The organism is Bacteroides graminisolvens (assembly GCF_963666085.1).
GTDB classification, from domain to species: Bacteria; Bacteroidota; Bacteroidia; order Bacteroidales; family Bacteroidaceae; genus Bacteroides; species Bacteroides graminisolvens.
Genome location: NZ_OY762556.1, coordinates 3,696,947 through 3,716,175 on the forward strand (window position 1 = coordinate 3,696,947; position 19,229 = coordinate 3,716,175).

The window sequence follows — 19,229 nt, forward strand, 5'->3', positions numbered from 1 at the left end:
ACAGAAATAGGAACCTCAAAGTATTACTGAGAAGAATCATTTTGTTGGTACTTGCTTGGTTGGGTACCAAACTGCTTTTTAAATAAAGAACTAAAATATTTTGTGTTTACAAATCCTGTTTCAACTGCAACTTCAGTTACGTTTTTACCTTCTTTCAATAACTCAGCAGCCTTTTGCAGTCGGATGATGCGGATGAATTCTTGCGGTGCTTTACCTGTCAGTGATTTAAGCCGGCTATAAAAGAGCGTTCTGCTCATAGCCATTTCCTGGCATAACATGTTTATATTAAAGTCCGTTACATCTATGTTGTTTATAACCAGTTGAGTGGCGCGTATCACAAACTGACGATCGCTTTCAGACATGGAATTCACCTGCATGGGCTCTTCCTTGTCACTACGAGTCTCTGTTATTGCAGTTTCCTCCATGCTCTCTTGACTAGTGAACTGATTTCTGTGTGCTTCAACCTGCGTTATAGCCTGTCGCATAAAGAAATCTCTTTGCCTCTTTCTATTTTCAATCAGGCCCTGTACCTTCATTTTCAGAATCTCCGTACTAAAAGGTTTGGGTATGTAATCGTCGGCTCCTTTCTTTAGTCCCTCAATCACTGCATCATGGTTGACTTTTGCCGTTAGCAGAATAAATGGGATGCCTGACGTATCGGGATTGTCTTTGACCAATTTACAGAGTTCATCTCCCTGTATTCCCGGCATCATAACATCAGACAAAATTAAATCGGGGTACTCGTTGGCCAGGAAAGAAAGAGCCTCGTTGCCATCGGGTACTTCCACCACCCTATAATCCGGTTCAAAGGTCTTGCGAAGATAATAACGAAGAGCTTCGTGATCTTCCACAATCAGCAAAGTGTCTTTAGCCGTCTGCTTACTGGACCTTTGCTTTTCTTCACTTTTATATTCTACAACGTCGATAGCCTCGGCAGGTAACAATTCTCTGGAAGCCAGCGTTTGTTGGCTGGTAGCCGGCACAGGCATCAAATCCGTTCTTTTTAGCACCACCGTAAACACACTGCCTTTGCCCTCCTCTGATTGAAAAGATATCTTTCCACGTAACATTTTCACGATGCGATGTACCTGCAAAAGGCCGAATCCCGTACCTATTTCATGCGTATCAAGTGCGTTGTCTGCCCTATAAACATCTGTAAACAGGTGTTTCCATGCTTTCTTGGGAATGCCGATACCGTTATCTTTCACCTCTATCACGACTTTACGTTTCGTGCAGTTTAAGCTCAGTTGAACCGCACCTTCAGGTTTGGTGTATTTACAGGCATTGGAAATCAAGTTATCCAATAACATTTCCACCAGGTACCTATCTGCCATGACACATACCTCCTCATCGGGAAAAGAGACGCTCAAATGCAACTGCTTCTTGTCGCAGAAAGATTGAAAGCTGGCAACTTCTTCGGCCAAGATATCATTCAGATTCAACGGAGTTAGCGTGAGTTGTTGTTTGCGGGTATCGACCTTCTCGAATTCCAGCAATTGGGTAATAAGCGAATTAAGCTTACGGGTATTACTACGTGCCAGATTTAATAGATAAAGAGCCTTATCCGAAAGTCCTTTTTCTTTGTATAAGTCTTCCAAAGGCGCCATGACGAGTGTCACCGGGGTTCTGATATCGTGTGCCGTATTGATGAAGAATCGAATCTTATCTTCATCATATTTCTTCTGAAGTTGATTGCTCTTGTATCGCAATATGAAATAAAAGACGGTGCCCAGCACACAAATATAAAACACCCATGCCCAAATGGAATTCCACCAAGGCTGAGAGACTTCCAACACCAGCGTGCGTTCGGATATAATCTTTCCATCGCTGCGACGCAGGCTACGCACCTTGAGAACGTAGGTACCCGGAGATACATTGGTGTATTGAGCCATGCCGTTAACCGACAAATCACTCCAATATTTATCATATCCGTCTAAAATATACTGATAGGCAATGTCACGCTGGAAGCGGTAATTAATAGACTCGAATGTGATAACAAATGAATTGTGGCCATAGTCCAGTTGAACCCTACCTTGTGCCAACATGTTGTGAATCACAGGCCGCAAACTACTTTCCTCGTCTTCACTAAGGTAATCAACCGTGAGTCCCGTAAATCGTAGCGGAGCCTGATAGTCGGTTCCGGTTATTGCATTGGGGGTAATAAACACAACGCCATTAGTGCTTCCATAGGCAAATTTTCCATTGGCTAGCCGGGCAAACGACGACTTATTGTATTCTTTATCTATGTCGCCCACGTAATTAAGGTTGGCAACATGAGAGCGATCAATCAGCGCAAGCCCTTTTCCGGTGCTCACCCATAAACGTCCCTTTGGGTCGCGTTGCAAACTATACACATCGTTTGACGGCAAGCCTTCACTCGTGGTGAACGTTTTCAGCTGGCGCGTTTGCATATCATATAGGTTCAGTCCACCGCCTTCGGTGCCTAGCCAAACTGTGTTGTCATCATTGAAAAGCATAGCAACAATATAGGCGCTCGTATTTTGTTTGTGGTACTCTTGAGCAGTGGCATAGCGCCGTATCTTTCCTGTGCGCTTGTTCACCAAACAAAAACCATTTACGGTAGCCACTGCTATGTGGTCATGGTCAACCACTTCAATGGATTGAATCCATTTTATATCATAAAGTTGTTTGCCTTTTCCTCCTTTTTTCATCATGAGCAGACTGCCATCTAACCCTCCAATCCATAAATCTCCATCTCTATCTTGCTTGATGGAGAAGATATGGTTGGTAGTGAGCCCTCCCTGTTGTTTGCTGAGATGCTGGATGACACGCCCTTGAGCATCTAACAAATAGACTCCGTCTCCATAAGTGCCAACCCATACTGAACCCTTCTCGGCTTTGCACAACGTAACCGCTACGGCACCTTTCAAACAATGATTCCATTGGCGGGAAGATCTATTCCAAATGCTGATACCGAGATCAGTAGCAAACCACCATTCTCCATTGGCATTTTCTTCTATGTCATTCACATTGTTGTTTGCCAGGGATTGCGGATTCCCTCTTTCGTGTGTCAAAGTCGTAATAGGATATTTCAATAAGATAGCGATAGATACCCCTCCTGTGTAACTTCCAATCCAGATATTCCCCTGTTGATCTCTCGTTACTGCATAGATGCCATTGCCCCGTAAAAAGGTATCCGTACTATCTTCTGTATTCATAAGCAGATGCGCTCTTTTCAGTTCCCGATCAACAACATATACACCGCCGCCGTCTATTCCTATGAGCAGGGTGTGTGAGTCATAGTTGGTGATGGCACGCACCGGATTAAGAAAACTAGGAGACTGCTCCTTCAAAGGAAGTAAACTGTGTGTATTCAAATTCATGACTAGCAAACCGCTATTGAAAGTGCCTATCCAAAGTTCTTTTTTGGTCGTATCACAGAACAGTGTTTGCACATCATGTCCGCCCAGCAACTGACGCGGTTTGTCTAAGTTAGAATATGAAAGTTGTAAAACCCCTGTAGAAGTACCTATAAAAAGTGTTTTCTCAACTACCACAATGTCGTTAACGTACTTTTGCTGCACAATAGGAACAACGTTATTATCCGCATCATTCTTATAAAGTCCTTTGTTGAGCCCGAACCAAAAAGTTCCTTCGTGATCAAGATAGAGCTTATTGAGAATGATTTCGCCCGTAATAAACTCACCTAAATAGAGATATTGTTCAAAACAATCGTTCTCGATGGAATAATGATAAACTCTTCCGGTGTGGTCATACGCCCAAAGGCCGTACTTTTCATGGTAGAGGAGGCCTAGTTTACGCCCCGCCAAATCACCATAGTAAAAGTTGCCAGGCAATGTATAGCTTTTTATAATGTGCCCATTGTAACGATCTATTCCTGTTTTGGTAGCAATCCACATAGCACCGTGGCTGTCTTCTACAATAGAAAAGACCCGTTGACTACTAAGGCCTTCGGCATAACCAATATGCCTAATATTGAACATGTTATTGGTTAGGGCGGCCCTGACAGTAGTGCCTGCTATCCATAATGTTAAAGCTATAAAACATTTCAATATTATTCTCATCATTCGAATCTCACAAGTACATAATCGGCTTACATCTAAGGCTAAAATTGCTATGCATTGCAAAAATAGTCAAATCATATTATAAATAAAATGTTTTTCCATAAAGTTGCGCCATTATCCATTCGCTAGTTAATAATGATATTATCACTGGGGTATTTATACTTCGTATTTTTCTTCTGTTTCACAATACCTAGCATCATGGTGATAAGTCCCACACGTCCCACAAACATCAGTACGACTATAACCAATTTGCTGCTTTCTTGCAAAAGCGGAGTTAAATTCAGACTGGAGCCTACGGTACTCAATGCAGAAACAGCCTCGAAGGTAAGTGATAATAATGGTAAAGTAGGTTCCAGCCACGACAAAAGGAAAATGGACACAAAAAGTATAATCAACGACATAACTACCGTTGCATTGGATCTTCTGATGGAGTCATGCGCCAGCTCTCTACCGTGCACTTCCACGCGTTGACTGCCTCTGATTACAGCTGCCAGATTCAATATCACAACTGCAAAAGCATTGACTTTAATACCACCGGCGGTTGATTGGGCTCCTCCTCCAATCCACATCAGCAAGATGTATATTAAAATAGACTGAATGCCGAACAAGGAGAAATCAACACTGGAAAATCCGGCTGTACGCGGACAGGCAGCATTGAAAAAGGCATGGGTACATTTCTCGGCAATGCTCATTCCGACAAATGCATGGTTCCACTCAAATGCCAATAGAATAAGGGTTCCCGCCGCCAATAACAGAAAGGTCATAGTTACTACAATACGCGTATTCAAATTATAGAGTTGAACCGACTTGGCAGAAACTTTATTTTTCCGCAGCAGGAACTGAGTCATACGTTTCAGGCGATAGAAAATAATCTCTTTCAAATTCACCAAAATAGGAAAACCAATACCACCCAATATCACTAAAATAGAAATCAAAACATAGAACAGGTTGTGGTTATTCATCATTAACGGATTGCCTAAATTGCCCGGAAGCGTGGAGAATCCGGCGTTACAAAAGGCCGAAATAGAATGAAAGACTGCAAAGGCGAGTTCTTCTTCCAAGTTCATATCCATGGTTCCATGTATGCTCAACCAAATGGTTATCATTCCCATGGTTTCAATAACAAGGGTAAATCCCAGCGTATAAAGCAATGTGGAGAGTAAAGAACCTAACGACTTTGAATTAACCATATCTCTTACCACCAATTGGTTATACAAAGAGGTATTTCCCATAAAAAACAAAGCAAAGAAACTAGTTAGTGTCATAACACCCAAACCACCAATTTGTATTAACAGTAGTATAACGACAAAACCTTCGGTGGTGAATGTGGTCGTTAAATCGACGGACGTTAATCCGGTTACACAGACAGCGCTGGTTGAAATAAACAGCGAATCAACCCATGATATGCCGCTGATGGTACAACGTGGAAGCATAAGCAGCCCGGTGCCAACGAGGATGATAATAAAAAAACTAACGGCCAAAATCAAAGAAGGGTTGGTACGCTTGCCCAACAAACGAACTAATCCGTTGGATAACTGCAACAAAGACAAAACAGACAATACAACTACGTGATAAAGCTTGCTGTGCAGTATTTCCCAAAACATTAATATGCTACCATTATCCTCCGGACGATGAAAAATGACCGGAACAAGGGTCAGGTAAAGCAGTATGCTTAGCACCCACGCCAGCTTACGGTATTTTTTTCGGGTATCGGCATACTCCAATAGCCAGTGTAGACTCATATCTGCAAGAAATACAATCCATACTGCCTTATACAAAGTATTTAGTTTGTCGGCGGTTTCAGGGGTTAGTTCAAATCCGTACTGATAAATCAATGCACACAAAAAAGCAATGGACGCAACGTAGGTTATCACTGCGGTTGCCGCCAAAAAAGAACGGATATAGGGTTGCAGTAGTTTATTCTGGTATAAGAAGTATTTATGATAAAGTTTCATTCGTACAACAGTTTTTAGGCTACACAAACATAATGAAAATACGGTTGAAAAACTATTCTCTGCTGCATTTTAGTCGTTATCAGAAAAAAAACTGCTATTTTTGGCTTCGTATTCATTTAAATTATAATATCATGAGCAATAAAACAAAGAGATTCATACTTCCTGAAGAGGAAATTCCACACTATTGGTACAACATACAAGCCGACATGGTAAACAAGCCCATGCCTCCGCTTCATCCGGGCACCAAACAACCTTTAAGTGCAGAAGATCTTTATCCGATCTTTGCAGAAGAACTTAGCCGTCAGGAGCTCAACCAGACTGATCAATGGATTGAAATTCCCGAAGCAGTCAGGGAGATGTATAAGTACTATCGAAGCACTCCACTAGTGAGAGCTTACGGTTTGGAAAAGGAACTGAATACTCCCGCTCATATTTATTTCAAGAATGAAAGTGTAAGTCCCATTGGTTCTCATAAGCTCAACTCTGCCTTGGCGCAGGCTTACTATTGCAAGAAGGAAGGGGTTACCAATATTACCACCGAAACCGGCGCAGGCCAATGGGGAGCAGCGCTGGCATACGCTGCCAAAGTCTTCGGGTTGGAAGCTGCTGTTTATCAGGTAAAGATCAGTTACGAGCAAAAACCTTATCGCAGAAGCATTATGCAAACGTTCGGTGCTCAGGTTACTGCATCTCCGTCTATGTCGACCCGAGCCGGCAAAAACATTCTGACGGCTCATCCTAACTATCAGGGTTCCTTGGGTACAGCCATTTCGGAAGCCATTGAGTTGGCTCAAACAACTCCGAACTGCAAATATACATTGGGGTCTGTACTGAGTCACGTCACTTTGCATCAAACCATTATCGGTTTGGAAGCAGAAAAGCAGATGAAGATGGCGGGTGAATACCCCGACATGATCATTGGCTGTTTCGGAGGAGGTTCCAACTTCGGAGGTATTGCGTTTCCGTTTATGAGGCATACAATTTTAGAAGGAAAGAAAACTCGCTACATAGCCGCTGAGCCGGCATCTTGCCCTAAACTTACCCGTGGTAAATTCCAATATGACTTTGGCGATGAAGCGGGTTATACTCCCCTACTTCCTATGTTTACGTTGGGTCATAACTTTGCACCGGCCAACATTCATGCGGGTGGTTTGCGTTACCACGGAGCAGGTGTTATCGTTTCGCAGTTGCTGAAAGACGGACTTATGGAGGCGGTTGACATCAAACAACTGGAATCATTCGAAGCAGGTTGTCTGTTTGCCCGTGCCGAAGGCATCATTCCTGCACCCGAATCTTGTCATGCCATTGCTGCTGCCATCAACGAAGCCAATAAATGCAAAGAAACCGGCGAAGAGAAAGTGATCCTGTTTAACTTATCGGGTCACGGACTGATTGATATGGCTTCTTACGATCAGTATTTGTCGGGCAACCTGACTAACTTCTCTCTCTCTGATGAGGACATTGAGAAGAATTTGAATGAAATTGGTGATTTAGTGTAAATGCAAAAGCCTCTGTACCAATTGGCACAGAGGCTACAAACAAAACAAACAAACATAACCGTGATTCACATCATGGGTTTTATCATTACCATTCTTTGACGCACCGCACGTTCATACCGAACGCGCGGCTTGCGTTATTTAAAGGATGTACGTACGTATCAGCGAAGCTCAAAAGTCCTCCGGCTACAGAATTGCAGGTATAGGGAGAAGAAGTCCAACAATGGCCACTTGTATTGACATCAAGCAAAGTGCCTAAATTCCAGGAAAGAGAGCCGCAAGCTCCCCAATAAAAATAAGAGCCATAAGCATCACCCGTACTATAAAACAACCATCCTTTATCAAAATTGCTTTGGTATACATTATATTCTGTTAGAGAAATCGTATTGAGTCCTGATAATGTAAAGCGTGTAAAACTATCCTGAAGAGGGACACGCCAGCCTGGCGGACAAGGATCATAAATAGACTTACTACCACTTTCAGTATTAGGAACCTTTGCCGTATAATTCGGATTACCCCACAGATTATCGCGCTGATCAGCGTAAGCAGTAACATTAAGCCAGTCATAAGTTATTCCTCCATCATTCTGAGGCGCATAAATAAAATGCGTGGGATGCTGAATTGAATATGCAATTGTGGCACTTGCACCACTACCCGTTGTCTCTCTTTGAATGGCATTTCCACCAGTACGACCATCAAGCCATTCACTGCCCGTGGCATTAAATGTTTCAATACGAGAACCTCCATTTATCCATCCAGCAGCACCTACAAACGGATCTTTACGACCCCACTGATAAAACAATCCCAAATCACCGGCATTATCAGTTGTGTTATCAGTGGCTATTGCTCCCAAATTATATTTCATTATTCGATACACACGTGAATTAGAATGATTATAATCGGGGTAGTCAAGACTATCTATTTGACGAGTATCATGGACAACATAGTCCGTTTCCGGGTTATAATTGGTTTTCCATATATGCCAACTCCACAAAGTATTACCTTCAGTATCTTTTATTCCGATTAAGGCATTGCCATTTTTCAAATTATCAGCAGTCTTAAATAATACATACCCATCCAAAACCTGCAGGCTTCCATCTTCAATTACGTCTCCTTTATTTCCGGTTTCCCAAATAACATATGCCGAAGCAGGAGCAAGAGTTGAAGGCTTTATTTCAGGAGCGGTTTGAATAATATCTGAATTACTATTTTTAATTATAGCGGCAGGCGTCACTTTACCGTTTCCCATTATTGTAGCATTAAATTTATACAGATGATTATTCGTGTTGACAACATAACAATTTGCCGTCGACAGAGTCTTCGTATTATTAATACTTAGATTTTGCGGCACTATGATTCTGCTATCTAAATCATTCATTCCTTTAATAACTACAGATAACTTATAAATCTTATTTCTTAAAACATCAAAGTTGGTAGTTAGATTAGTGCCAAGATATATCCTATATCGTATATATTCTTTTGCTCCTGAAGCAAGTTGATAAATCCCGTCTATTTCGACATAAGTACTATTTACAGGTGCACTTTTTTCCCCTTTATCAACAGGCAGTAGGATTGTTTCAACAGAGCCACGGATGTTTTCTGGGATATACCAAATCAAATTAGTATTCTCCGGGTATGAGCTAATACTACTGCAATCAATATGACTATCATTGTTGACAGGGGTTTGATTAGGAGTTCCCATCAATACTTTATTTGATACAGAACACAAGCGAACTGATTTTATAATAAAGCTCTCAGAAACATCTGAGAACTCTGTTTTACAAGTAAAGTTCACTTTTGCTACCATGCGTTCCATCGTAAGATTGTAAACATTAGGTTTTGTGGTTCCCACATAAACTCCAATCATTGGAAGTAATGACTCTGAAAAAAGAGATTCTGTATTAAAATTAAAACTGGAATTCTGAAAAGAGCTTAATGTCGTAACACCAGTAGAATAAATATTGGTAATATCTCCAACATTAGCAACGATACAAACCGTCTGCGAGCTAGAGGATTCGATTAATGTGGTGATTATATTAGAAGTACTACTCAATGCATAATACTCCTTTTTCACGAGTAAAGCATTGGCTGTTGTTCCATTAAACTGAAAAACAGAAATATTTTTAATTGTAGCTTCATCAAGTACTCCGGTAAATCTTGTCGTTGAATTATTATACGTACCACCAAGTGTCACGTTGCAACTTTCATTCTTATTTTTAGTCGATACTGCGTCAACCCCCTCCATCTCAATTGGATTTAAATTGAAATGTAATTGCACAACAGGAGCATTCTCCATATTATCATTATCACAACTGCATCCAGGAACCAAAATAAAAACTAGGTTGACAAATAGAAACAGAAATAATTTATTAGAAATATACATTATTGTAATACTATTAATTTCATTCTTTTACACATCTAATACCACATGCTATATCTCGGTTCGAACCGCCAGTGCCTCCATAACCATTCATAAAATTAAAAACAGTACCTAGATTCGCCTGATTACTATAATATGGATAAGCTGACCAATAACTTCCACCACTTCCAAATATTTTTGTTCCGCTCATATATCCATTAATCGGATAATAACCAATAAAGGAACCATTCTTTGTGAACCTATATCCATAATTTTCATAAACACCACCATACCCTTCGTCAGCGTAAAGAAATTGTCCCTGAGCTACGACAAGCTTTTCCCATGGGTAACATTGCCCTCCATCATACGAATCAACCGGTACACGCCAACCTTGTGGACAAGGGTCAAAGGCTGTTTTCTTACCCAATTCGCTATTCCATAAATAATAGTTGCCGGAAACTGACCAGTCTTTAGTGATTGATGAATTGATAACAAGTTCCGGATGACGAATTGCCTGAGTGATTCCGGTTGTCGTTGTTTTTTGTATCTGATTAATTTCTCCATATAAACGAGTTAATGTACCGGTCCAATCGGATCTATTAGGGAACGGATCTTTCCTACCCCATTGGTAAAGCAAACCCACCGTACCAATATCTCCTGGTGTAGCAGATGTAGCTCCAAGATTCCTATCCATGAATATATAATCTCTGCGTCCGTTACTAATAGTAGCGTGTTCTGTATCTGTGGAGTTTGGGTTATAATCTGTAACCCAAATGTGCCATGACCATAAAACACTATCCGAAGCATCCTTAATTACAACAACAGCGTTTCCATGAACAGAAGTATTATTGGCATTAACTGTGAAATGACTTAAGTATCCAACGCCACTCATCGTGTTTTCATCTATAGATATTAAATCTGGTGCTGTTTGCCATAAGACAGATGCTTTCCATTGTGTAGCAGAAAAAACCTGCAGGTATTTGCCATTAGCAGCTAATGTCGCTCCTTCTATAGGGAATACACTTTCATTGGCCTGTGAGACCGGTATTTCCACAGATGAGCCAGGGGCAACAATGTAGCAATTCGATGTTAGCATGGTATTGGCCCCTAAATCATCTGTTGACAAGTCGACCTCATACCAAGAGCTTATTGATAATTCCACTACAATCTCGTCTCCATAAAGTTTGAGCGTATAAAGATATTCTTTCCCTTTTTCAAAAGTAGTTGACGGCAATGGCACCGGTCCTAAATTTCTCGCCGCAGTATGACCGTTAAAATTCACATTCATACTTAGTTCCATTGCACCATCACTCTTTGGCAGCACAATAGCTGATGCTGATGCTTGCCAAGGATTGCTGCCCATTTTGAAATCAGTATTTAAAAGCGAAAGTTCCGTTTCGTTAGTAGATGCCATTGGCAAATCCTGAGCAGGTATTGCCATTAAAGGTCCACTACTCATACTTGTCAACGTCAATGAATTCACCGAAACATTAGTGATTGAGCTTGCGCCACGATCTATATTAAACGTTATTTTGCTACATTTCCTATCTAAAGTCGTAAGCATCACATTTTGCATACCAGTTTCCGAATTAACATTAACTGCTCCTGTTAGAGACGTAGCATAGTCAACCCCATGAGAGACATGCAAAGATGCCCCTTCAGTCCTTGTAACACTAATGGCAGGCGAAATTGCATAAAAATCATAGCAACCGGAAAGTAAAACCATATCCGTACCGTTGTCGGAAGTTTGATTTCCATTTTCATCTGTCAAACAAGCCTTTAAAGAACCATCATTCCCTATTACATATGTGTTTTCATCAACGTATGTATCTGATGATATATCATTTAAAGATCCACTACGTTTATAAACAAGAATACGTACTGTAGAATTGACTGACAATTGGGCACGAGTAGTACTAGCCGAAGATGCAGAGATATCTGCTTGTATTGCCTCAAATGAAAAACGAATGGTTTTATTACCATATTCATTTTCATTTTCGGCGTTACAAGAAAACAAACACAAACCTATTATTGGTAGTATATACAACTGATACAAAGTCAATCTTTTCACCTCAGGAATCTTATTTATTGAACATTTATTTCACCATTATCAATAGGAGTACTCCACTCACCAATTGAAACTGTAGGAGAAATGTCTGAACCGTTAAATTTTAGTGTTATCTGGTATGCATTGCTCTTCAAATAATTGAAAGAAGGAATTGTCACTTCTGTCTCTCCTAGAACTCCTCCTTTCTCAGTCTTGATTTTAAGTGTTATAATTTTTATTGCAGGAGGTATCATTATGTGACCACAATCTAGGGCAGATGCAGACCCTATTGGTAGACCAACAGGATTAGTATATCCTTTAAGAGATATATTTTGCACTGTAGTTCCTTCAGCAAAAGTATAAGTAGTACTAGTTGCATCAATAGGAAATGTGACTATATATTCAGTTGGACTACCCACTACCTCAATACTTTTAATCGTTCCCCAAAGCTCACTTACAACAGCAGAAGGCGAGTATGCTTTGATCTTTAACTGTGTAAGGAGGTGTTTTAAGGTAAATGAAGAGAAATTCGCACTCCTACTTCCTGACATATCCTCACTGAGCATCACATCCGTGTCACCATCACTAATATCAAAAGTAGCTTTTGCAGTCGTCTCATCTAAAGCTATTTGAGGATACCAACACACCATACGTGAACTATTACTTGCCGTCCTAGCAAGGTAATATTGTGGAGTTGAAAAAGATGCTTGTTGATCATTAAGAGTCGCATTTGTAGAATTGATACCTTTGTAACCATTTATAGGATAGTTACCATCCGCATCCATGTCTATGCGAGCAAAAGACAATAACAGCTCTCCTGAATAATCCTTATCAATAATCCCCCCTGCTCTTGTAGAGCTATTCACAGATTCAATACCAGCAGTTAATTTAATTTCCATCTGTTCCATATTGTTCGCTATTTGCGGTTCATTGTCTGAGGAACATGCTACAAGCAACAATGCAGACAATGCAATAAAAGATTTTTTTTTCATATCATTTTGTTTTTAGTAATAAGATCACTTTTTATAAATAGAGCAATTACATATCCGTATTTTGAGTAATATCTTCCCAATCGCTGACGGTCACAATTATTTTTGAATGCGCTGAAGAAAAATCAATATTTAAGTTTAATATCTTTCCTGTTAGTGCACGCAATGTATTTCCATCTTCGTCCATGGACGTTGAAAAGACTTTATTTTGTCCTCTATATAAGTCTATTGTAAGGTTGCCATCTTGTTCAGTCGGAAAGATCCGAAAAGGAGGTACATAAAGATCTCCGGAAGCATTCAAAACAGTCTCGGGTTCATAACCGGATTGTTTCCCTGTTGTACAACCTAAAAAGTTTAGCGAATCACCCGCACCGTGAACTATGATGTGCCATGTTTCTGCAGACGCACCGAAGTATTTCTCCAATGCATTGGTCCTTATGCTTATTCCGGCTACCAATCGTTGTAACACGATAACACTGGAGCTTCCGTTTACTGATGTTCGTGTATCAGCATTCAAATCTAATCTATTGTAGAATAAATCCGAAGAAGGTAGATTGTTGCCGTTACTACGCTTAAGCAATGCGATTCTTGCATCTTCCAAGGATGTACCCACAAGTAACTCCGGCACTTCTAAACTATCTGTTTCTAAATTACCCCATGCAACTAAAGTCAAATCTTTATCTGAAGCTTCTCCGATAAGATAATCAGTAGATGTTCCTTTGGGAACCATTCTAAGAAATCCGTTTTGGTCAAACAAATACAAGTTCACAGAAACAACCGCTCCTGTAGATGTTATATCATGGTTCTCTGCATCAACAATCTTAACGGAAACTGCATATTGAGCACATCCGTCTGTATCTTCACGAATACAACCGTAAAACATTAACAGCAGCCCCATGCCTAGCATAAAAAAGCAAATATGTTTGTAGAAGAAGCTCATTCTTATCGTTTCTTTTATCCTTTAAACGAATTAATAGATCACGACATCTTGTAAAAAAGAGAGTTCCCAGTCAGCAACTGTTACAGAGAGCTGTACGCTCACTGGTTCCATATTTTCTTCGGGGCTCTCAACACCTACGCCTTTTATTGTAGCGGTTATTGCATAATCACGATTGCGTAGAACTGTAGATGTTCCTCCTCCTGATCCCGTTATGTCAGTTCCCGTTTGCGCCTTATTCACTATAATAGGATAGTACACTCTCCGTTCACCATAATTTACACCAAGGCCATCAGCATCAAAAAAACCAGATATAACTAATTTGGTTGGTCTGCCGTTTGTGGTATTAGAAAATGTATAAAACCAATAAGGAGTAGTCACTATACTTTGAGCTGTAGATAACTCATCTAGCAAATATTCAGTTTCTTTCTCCCAAACCCCGTTGCTAACAACTCCTCCACTCAGCCATGTAGGTGTATCAGGCATCGTTTGATCATTTGTAGCCGTTTTTGAACTTCCGCAAGCATTATATAAAAATATCCGATCCGTTTTGAATGTTGCATTGGCATACTGACCTTTACTATCGAAAGCTGTTTTTATGCTATTCACAGATACTTTAGCGACCAAACGAGAAAGATTAACTGTGGCTTGCGCTATTAATCCTACTTTCAGTGTAACCCCATCTGTTTCTCCTGACATAGGAAGATTATTGGATAGTTGTTTCCCTTCAGAAGTGGTACAATCTAAAGAAATAGTCCTATTTAAAAACTCGGTTTTATTAGTTACTCCAATAAATGTTCCCGACGGAGCATTAGCAACGACTATGATATCACAGGTTCCCGGATTACAATTAATTTTAGAAACAGCAGTACCCGACAATGTAGGTTCAGCAATCACATTAGTTGTTCCGTCAGCATTAAAGATCCCCACAGCCAAAGTATTAATTTTATCTTCTTCGGATGGAAGTGAAGGAGCAGTCGCTTTTGTATGTGTACCGGTACCGGCTATATTAAGTTGTAAGGATGCGTTAACCTCATTGGACGGATCATTATGGCCTTTGCTACAAGCCTGCAAGCACAAAAGGATGATACAAACAATAATATAAATAGTTGTTTTCATATTCTTATATTATTTATTTTCGTTCAAATATTCAAGCGCCTCTCTTGCTTGCGAAACACCGGTCGCCGCAGCCATTTGAAGATATACCTCTGCCTTATCACGGTTTCCTTCCAGCAGATATAAAATGCCCATGTTATTGTAAGCTGCAGGAAGCGTTGAGTGCTTTTCCAAATAAGCACGAGCTTTAGTAACATCTCGTTTACTCAATGCCACAGCAGCCGCATTGATCGCAGCCTCGGGCGAATCAGGGAATAAACGGGCAGCCAAATCAAATGCATCATTGTACTCGTTACTACCTTTGGGATAACTTTGTGCAACAGCGAAGAATTCGGAGAGTTTCAAACTGCGAGATCCCATTTCAAACAAACGTCGTCCTTCGGCAGTGTCCATATTACGTTCCGTGTAGCTAATGGTGTATTCTATGCGACGAACTTGAGGAAAAATACGATCCCGCAAGTAACGATATGACGTTCCATCAGCCAACTGCATTAGCATCCGTTCTCTCCCTTTGGTCAAATCAACCGTATTGATTATATCTGAGACTGCGTGTCCTAATGGCATATCCGACTTTGATACCAGTGCACGAATCGAATCCCAATCTTCTGCAACCCAGTTCACACGAATAGGAAGATTACCTATAAGGTAATTCTCACGCAAATAATCTTTGAGTGCTAGTGCCCGTAAAGAAGCGGTCTTCTCATTTTTCCGATAATTTCCTTGAGGAGCACCATAGCCCGTAATACTTAATTCCGTAACAGTAACTCCGTTGCGGGATTGCAAAGAGCGGATTGCCTCGCGAAGGCGAAAATATATTTCATAGTCTAGTTTTTCATCGGAAAGGGTGGCTAAATTACCGTTCCCGTAAAAGGGAATAGTGCCTCGGTTCACACTGAAAGTATCTTCTTTTTGGATTAAGCACACAATATTGGCTAATGACAGGTATCTATCGTCAACATCACTCCCCATTGAAAATAAGCGTGTTTTAGGAGCAGGAATCATATCGGATATCTTATCTTCCACAGTTAAAGCAGGCCTGCCGTTACAACCGCATTCTTGTGTACGAAGAACTAATACCGCATCCTTCATCCAATCGCTATAAGGTACCTGAACTTTATAAGAGAAATGACGTGCCGAATGTGGATCGTCTTTAACTACCACAGAAGGAATCTTATTACGCGGAGTATCCTTCCCTTTGGATAGCACTCGGTTGCGGTTATAAACCTTTTGTTTTAAAGGACCGTTAATCAAAATGGAAGGAAGTTCCAGACTTTGTCCCGAACTCTGCAAAACCGGAGTCAGTGTTAGTGACTCATCCGAGGGCAGCTTTAGATCCTCATAGCTGATACCCATACTCAGGTGTAATTTACCCGAAGAGACAGAAAGAACTTTGTTTGTAATCTGCAGCTGTCCTTTGTAAGCCGACTGACTGTGTACCATCCCACAAACAAGCAGGAGAAGTAGCAACGCAATTGCATCCTTTTTCATTGTCGTTAGATATATCGTTTTCTTATTTATTTTGTTTATCATCTTTTTATATGGTTATATTACTACTTTAGTAGGTAAACCAACGAAATTGCCACTTTTGTGGGGCCCAAATAATATTTGTAGCCAGAGCCTGTCTGCTCCCCACAATGAGCACAGCGGTAACGCGTGTAGCTGGCACGAACCCAGCCAGCACCGATTTCCGTTTCTATTCCCCAGCGGGGAGAAATAATCCACTGGTAACCGTAAGACAGACCTGCACCCATAACCCTACCTTCATAACGCCACGAGCGGGTACCTCGATAAAGCCCCAGCGGCAAAACCATATTTCCTATATTATACTCACCTGCTAAGATATGCATACCCCAAAAGTGACCACTGAAAGGTTGACACTGCCAAAATCGTAATTCCGGCTGAACAAGCCAATGCTTGGAACGATGCATACCATTTGAAAACGGATTATAATGAGCTGCAATATCTAGACTAAGGCGTCGGCCAAGCTTCAACTCCGTTCCTAAATTAGGGGAAGCCACAGCATCAGCAGCCAAGTTACTCTTCAGAGCAAACACCTGAGCATTAAGAGGCAGGCATGAGAATAAAGAAAAAGCCATTAATATAAATATCCGTGTTTTATTTATAACCTTCATTTTGTCTGTTTATCTGTGAGTTTGTCTATTAGTGGATTATTTATCTTCCCCTCCAAGCCATTCATCAGGCAAGACTATTTCTGCTAAATTAATTTCCGAGAGAAAATGACAGGTCATAAAATTAGCCACTCCAAGTCGATGGCCTGCCATACCGTAACGGTCATAAATTTCTATTTCATCATCAAAACACAACTTTATATTTCCGCCTGTCACTTGAATAATATCACAAATGCTAATTTGCTGCAAGGGACGACTAAGTTCATAAAGATATCTAATAGAGCCATTCTTTTCTTTTTCAGATTTACGGAGTAAACCTGCCATGCATAACTGATCCAACAACACAGGTTCAAACTCACCAACAAATTCATTTCGGGAGAAATCAATCTTCTCGGAAACATTTTGAACGTAACTGATATGTTTTAATAAAGAAATCACTTTTGTTATTTCGTTGGTTAACATTGAAACATATTTAAAAAAATACTCGATTATAAACTAGTTCAAACATCTCCGTTACTTCACAGGTAACGGAAAAATGTAATAAAAGAGTATATTAAATATTTATTTATATGATAAATATTTAATATATTCAAATACATAGAAGGAACTACACCAAATGGGGGTAAGGGGGGATTATATCGCTATTTAAAAGAATTCAATTGATTTTAAAATCAAAAAAAACATTATTTTAAACGCTAAGATATTTCAAAATAAACACACACAAAGAAAGATAAGCTAAAATCCTAAAAAGTTATTTTTTGCAAAAAAAGCAGAAAATAGAGGAGCGATACAAACAGTAAATGTTTATATAATTTAAAAACAGGTATCATGTATATTATAAGACACCAGTAAAACAAACAATAAATAGTATGAAAACAGATACAAATCGAGGTCAGCTAATAATATTTATTCTTTTATTTAAAATTATAGTGATTTTATTTGGCTTATAATGAAAATATTTCAATATTTGCACCCGTAAACCATTTTTCCGTTACCTGTGAAGTAACGGTACCTTCCACAAAGGGTAAAAGCACTAATTACCAGCAATTTACATTTTAATTTTGTCGATTATATTTCGTAATTCCTGCTTCATCATAGAACGCTATCTCAGCATAAAGCAATACGTTTCTTCACTAATCATAAGCCTTAAAATTCATGTTACTAAATTTCCTTGGATAACTAAGCGATTTCATCTCAGACTCTTTTTTAGCAAAGATTAAAGCAATTATTTTACGATTAGCTCGCTTAAGCGTACGATTATCGAAAGAAGCCAAATAAGTATAAGTAACTTTCTCCGAAGCATGGCCCAAAGATTCACTAATGACTGCCACAGGGATTCCTTCATGATAAGCTGCCGTAGCCCACGAATGACGAGCAACATAAGACGTCAGGTTCGTTTTTAACTTCAGTAATTCTGAAAGTTTATGCAAATGCAGATTATAGCGCCTTAATGCATTTTGATATTCTCTATATCCAGAATACCCTTCGCTACAAATCACAGGCAGCATATATGGAGAACCGCTTGTTTTATGAGAATACTTACGCAAAATCTCTTGAGCACAAGGTTCTACAGCCACAGTAAGCAATCGTCCAGTCTTGCTTCGTCGATAACGAAGAATCCCTCTATTTATATCACACTTACGCAGTCTGATGAGATCCACAAAAGGGATGCCTCTCAAATAAAACGAAAGTAGAAATAAGTCACGCGCCATCTCAAGAGTAGGATGACTGCTCAAATCAGCCTCACGGAGTCGACGAATGACAACCGGTGACACAGCTCGTTTCTCCGAAGAGTCTGTACCTGTAAATACGTCATTAAACAGTCCTGAACGAATCCCTTTCACTCCACGCCGTTGGGCTTGATTACATATAGAGCGCAACATGCGCATGTAGAGAGAGATAGTGTTTCGCTTACAACCTTCCTTAAAAAGATGCTGTTCATAACGCTTTAGTAAACTTGGATTTAAATCAGATAAAAGCAAGTTTTTGTTTCCTGTAAATTCCGTCAGACGACGTAACGAGCTCATATAGGCTCGGGCTGTACCATGTCGACCACTCAATGAGAGGTCTTGCACCAATAAAGGCACAAATGAGTTTAAGGATTCCATTGATTTTGTTAGTTTGTTTGCTTTGAATGTTAATTTGTCCATTGTAA

12 protein-coding genes are annotated in these 19,229 nt (G+C 40.0%); 1 reads left to right on the forward strand and 11 read right to left on the reverse strand.

Annotation, left to right across the window (positions count from 1 at the left end; genetic code table 11):
• Nucleotides 1-23 precede the first annotated feature (23 nt).
• Nucleotides 24-4,046 (reverse strand): hybrid sensor histidine kinase/response regulator transcription factor, encoded by a 4,023-nt coding sequence (locus ACKPCE_RS15350; protein ID WP_407655041.1) that lies wholly within the window; start codon nucleotides 4,044-4,046, stop codon nucleotides 24-26.
• Nucleotides 4,047-4,171: 125 nt separating this feature from the next.
• Complete coding sequence (locus tag ACKPCE_RS15355; RefSeq protein ID WP_319505832.1) at nucleotides 4,172-6,001, reverse strand: TrkH family potassium uptake protein; 1,830 nt, start codon at nucleotides 5,999-6,001, stop codon at nucleotides 4,172-4,174.
• Between the two features lie 131 nt (nucleotides 6,002-6,132).
• On the opposite strand from ACKPCE_RS15355, the gene ACKPCE_RS15360 reads away from it, so the two are divergent.
• The gene (locus tag ACKPCE_RS15360) at nucleotides 6,133-7,500 is read left to right on the forward strand and encodes a TrpB-like pyridoxal phosphate-dependent enzyme (RefSeq protein ID WP_277639354.1); all 1,368 of its coding nucleotides are present in this window, start codon (nucleotides 6,133-6,135) and stop codon (nucleotides 7,498-7,500) included.
• 85 nt (nucleotides 7,501-7,585) lie between these two features.
• Here ACKPCE_RS15360 and ACKPCE_RS15365 read toward each other — a convergent pair whose 3' ends face one another.
• The 9 genes from ACKPCE_RS15365 to ACKPCE_RS15405 all read right to left on the reverse strand — a co-directional run bounded on the left by ACKPCE_RS15365 (nucleotide 7,586) and on the right by ACKPCE_RS15405 (nucleotide 19,224).
• Complete coding sequence (locus tag ACKPCE_RS15365) at nucleotides 7,586-9,880, reverse strand: DUF4906 domain-containing protein (RefSeq protein ID WP_319505833.1); 2,295 nt, start codon at nucleotides 9,878-9,880, stop codon at nucleotides 7,586-7,588.
• 19 nt (nucleotides 9,881-9,899) lie between these two features.
• A complete protein-coding gene (locus tag ACKPCE_RS15370; RefSeq protein WP_319505834.1) occupies nucleotides 9,900-11,927 on the reverse strand; it encodes a BF2992 family fimbrillin-A clan protein in 2,028 nt (675 codons plus the stop codon).
• 14 nt (nucleotides 11,928-11,941) lie between these two features.
• The gene (locus ACKPCE_RS15375; protein ID WP_319505835.1) at nucleotides 11,942-12,895 is read right to left on the reverse strand and encodes a fimbrillin family protein; all 954 of its coding nucleotides are present in this window, start codon (nucleotides 12,893-12,895) and stop codon (nucleotides 11,942-11,944) included.
• 46 nt (nucleotides 12,896-12,941) lie between these two features.
• Nucleotides 12,942-13,832 carry a FimB/Mfa2 family fimbrial subunit gene (locus tag ACKPCE_RS15380; protein WP_319505836.1) on the reverse strand — a complete coding sequence of 297 codons (891 nt, stop codon included), beginning with the start codon at nucleotides 13,830-13,832 and terminating at the stop codon, nucleotides 12,942-12,944.
• Nucleotides 13,833-13,862: 30 nt separating this feature from the next.
• Entirely contained in the window at nucleotides 13,863-14,948 is a 1,086-nt protein-coding gene (locus tag ACKPCE_RS15385) for a fimbrial protein (protein WP_319505837.1), read from the reverse strand.
• A gap of 9 nt (nucleotides 14,949-14,957) precedes the next feature.
• Nucleotides 14,958-16,433, reverse strand: coding sequence for a DUF3868 domain-containing protein (locus tag ACKPCE_RS15390; protein WP_319505838.1), 1,476 nt, complete (start codon nucleotides 16,431-16,433; stop codon nucleotides 14,958-14,960).
• 62 nt (nucleotides 16,434-16,495) lie between these two features.
• Complete coding sequence (locus ACKPCE_RS15395; RefSeq protein ID WP_319505839.1) at nucleotides 16,496-17,077, reverse strand: DUF3575 domain-containing protein; 582 nt, start codon at nucleotides 17,075-17,077, stop codon at nucleotides 16,496-16,498.
• A gap of 36 nt (nucleotides 17,078-17,113) precedes the next feature.
• Complete coding sequence (locus ACKPCE_RS15400) at nucleotides 17,114-17,536, reverse strand: hypothetical protein (protein WP_319505840.1); 423 nt, start codon at nucleotides 17,534-17,536, stop codon at nucleotides 17,114-17,116.
• Nucleotides 17,537-18,207: 671 nt separating this feature from the next.
• Nucleotides 18,208-19,224: a tyrosine-type recombinase/integrase gene (locus ACKPCE_RS15405; RefSeq protein WP_319505841.1), complete on the reverse strand. Its 1,017-nt coding sequence runs from the start codon at nucleotides 19,222-19,224 to the stop codon at nucleotides 18,208-18,210.
• Nucleotides 19,225-19,229: the final 5 nt, after the last annotated feature.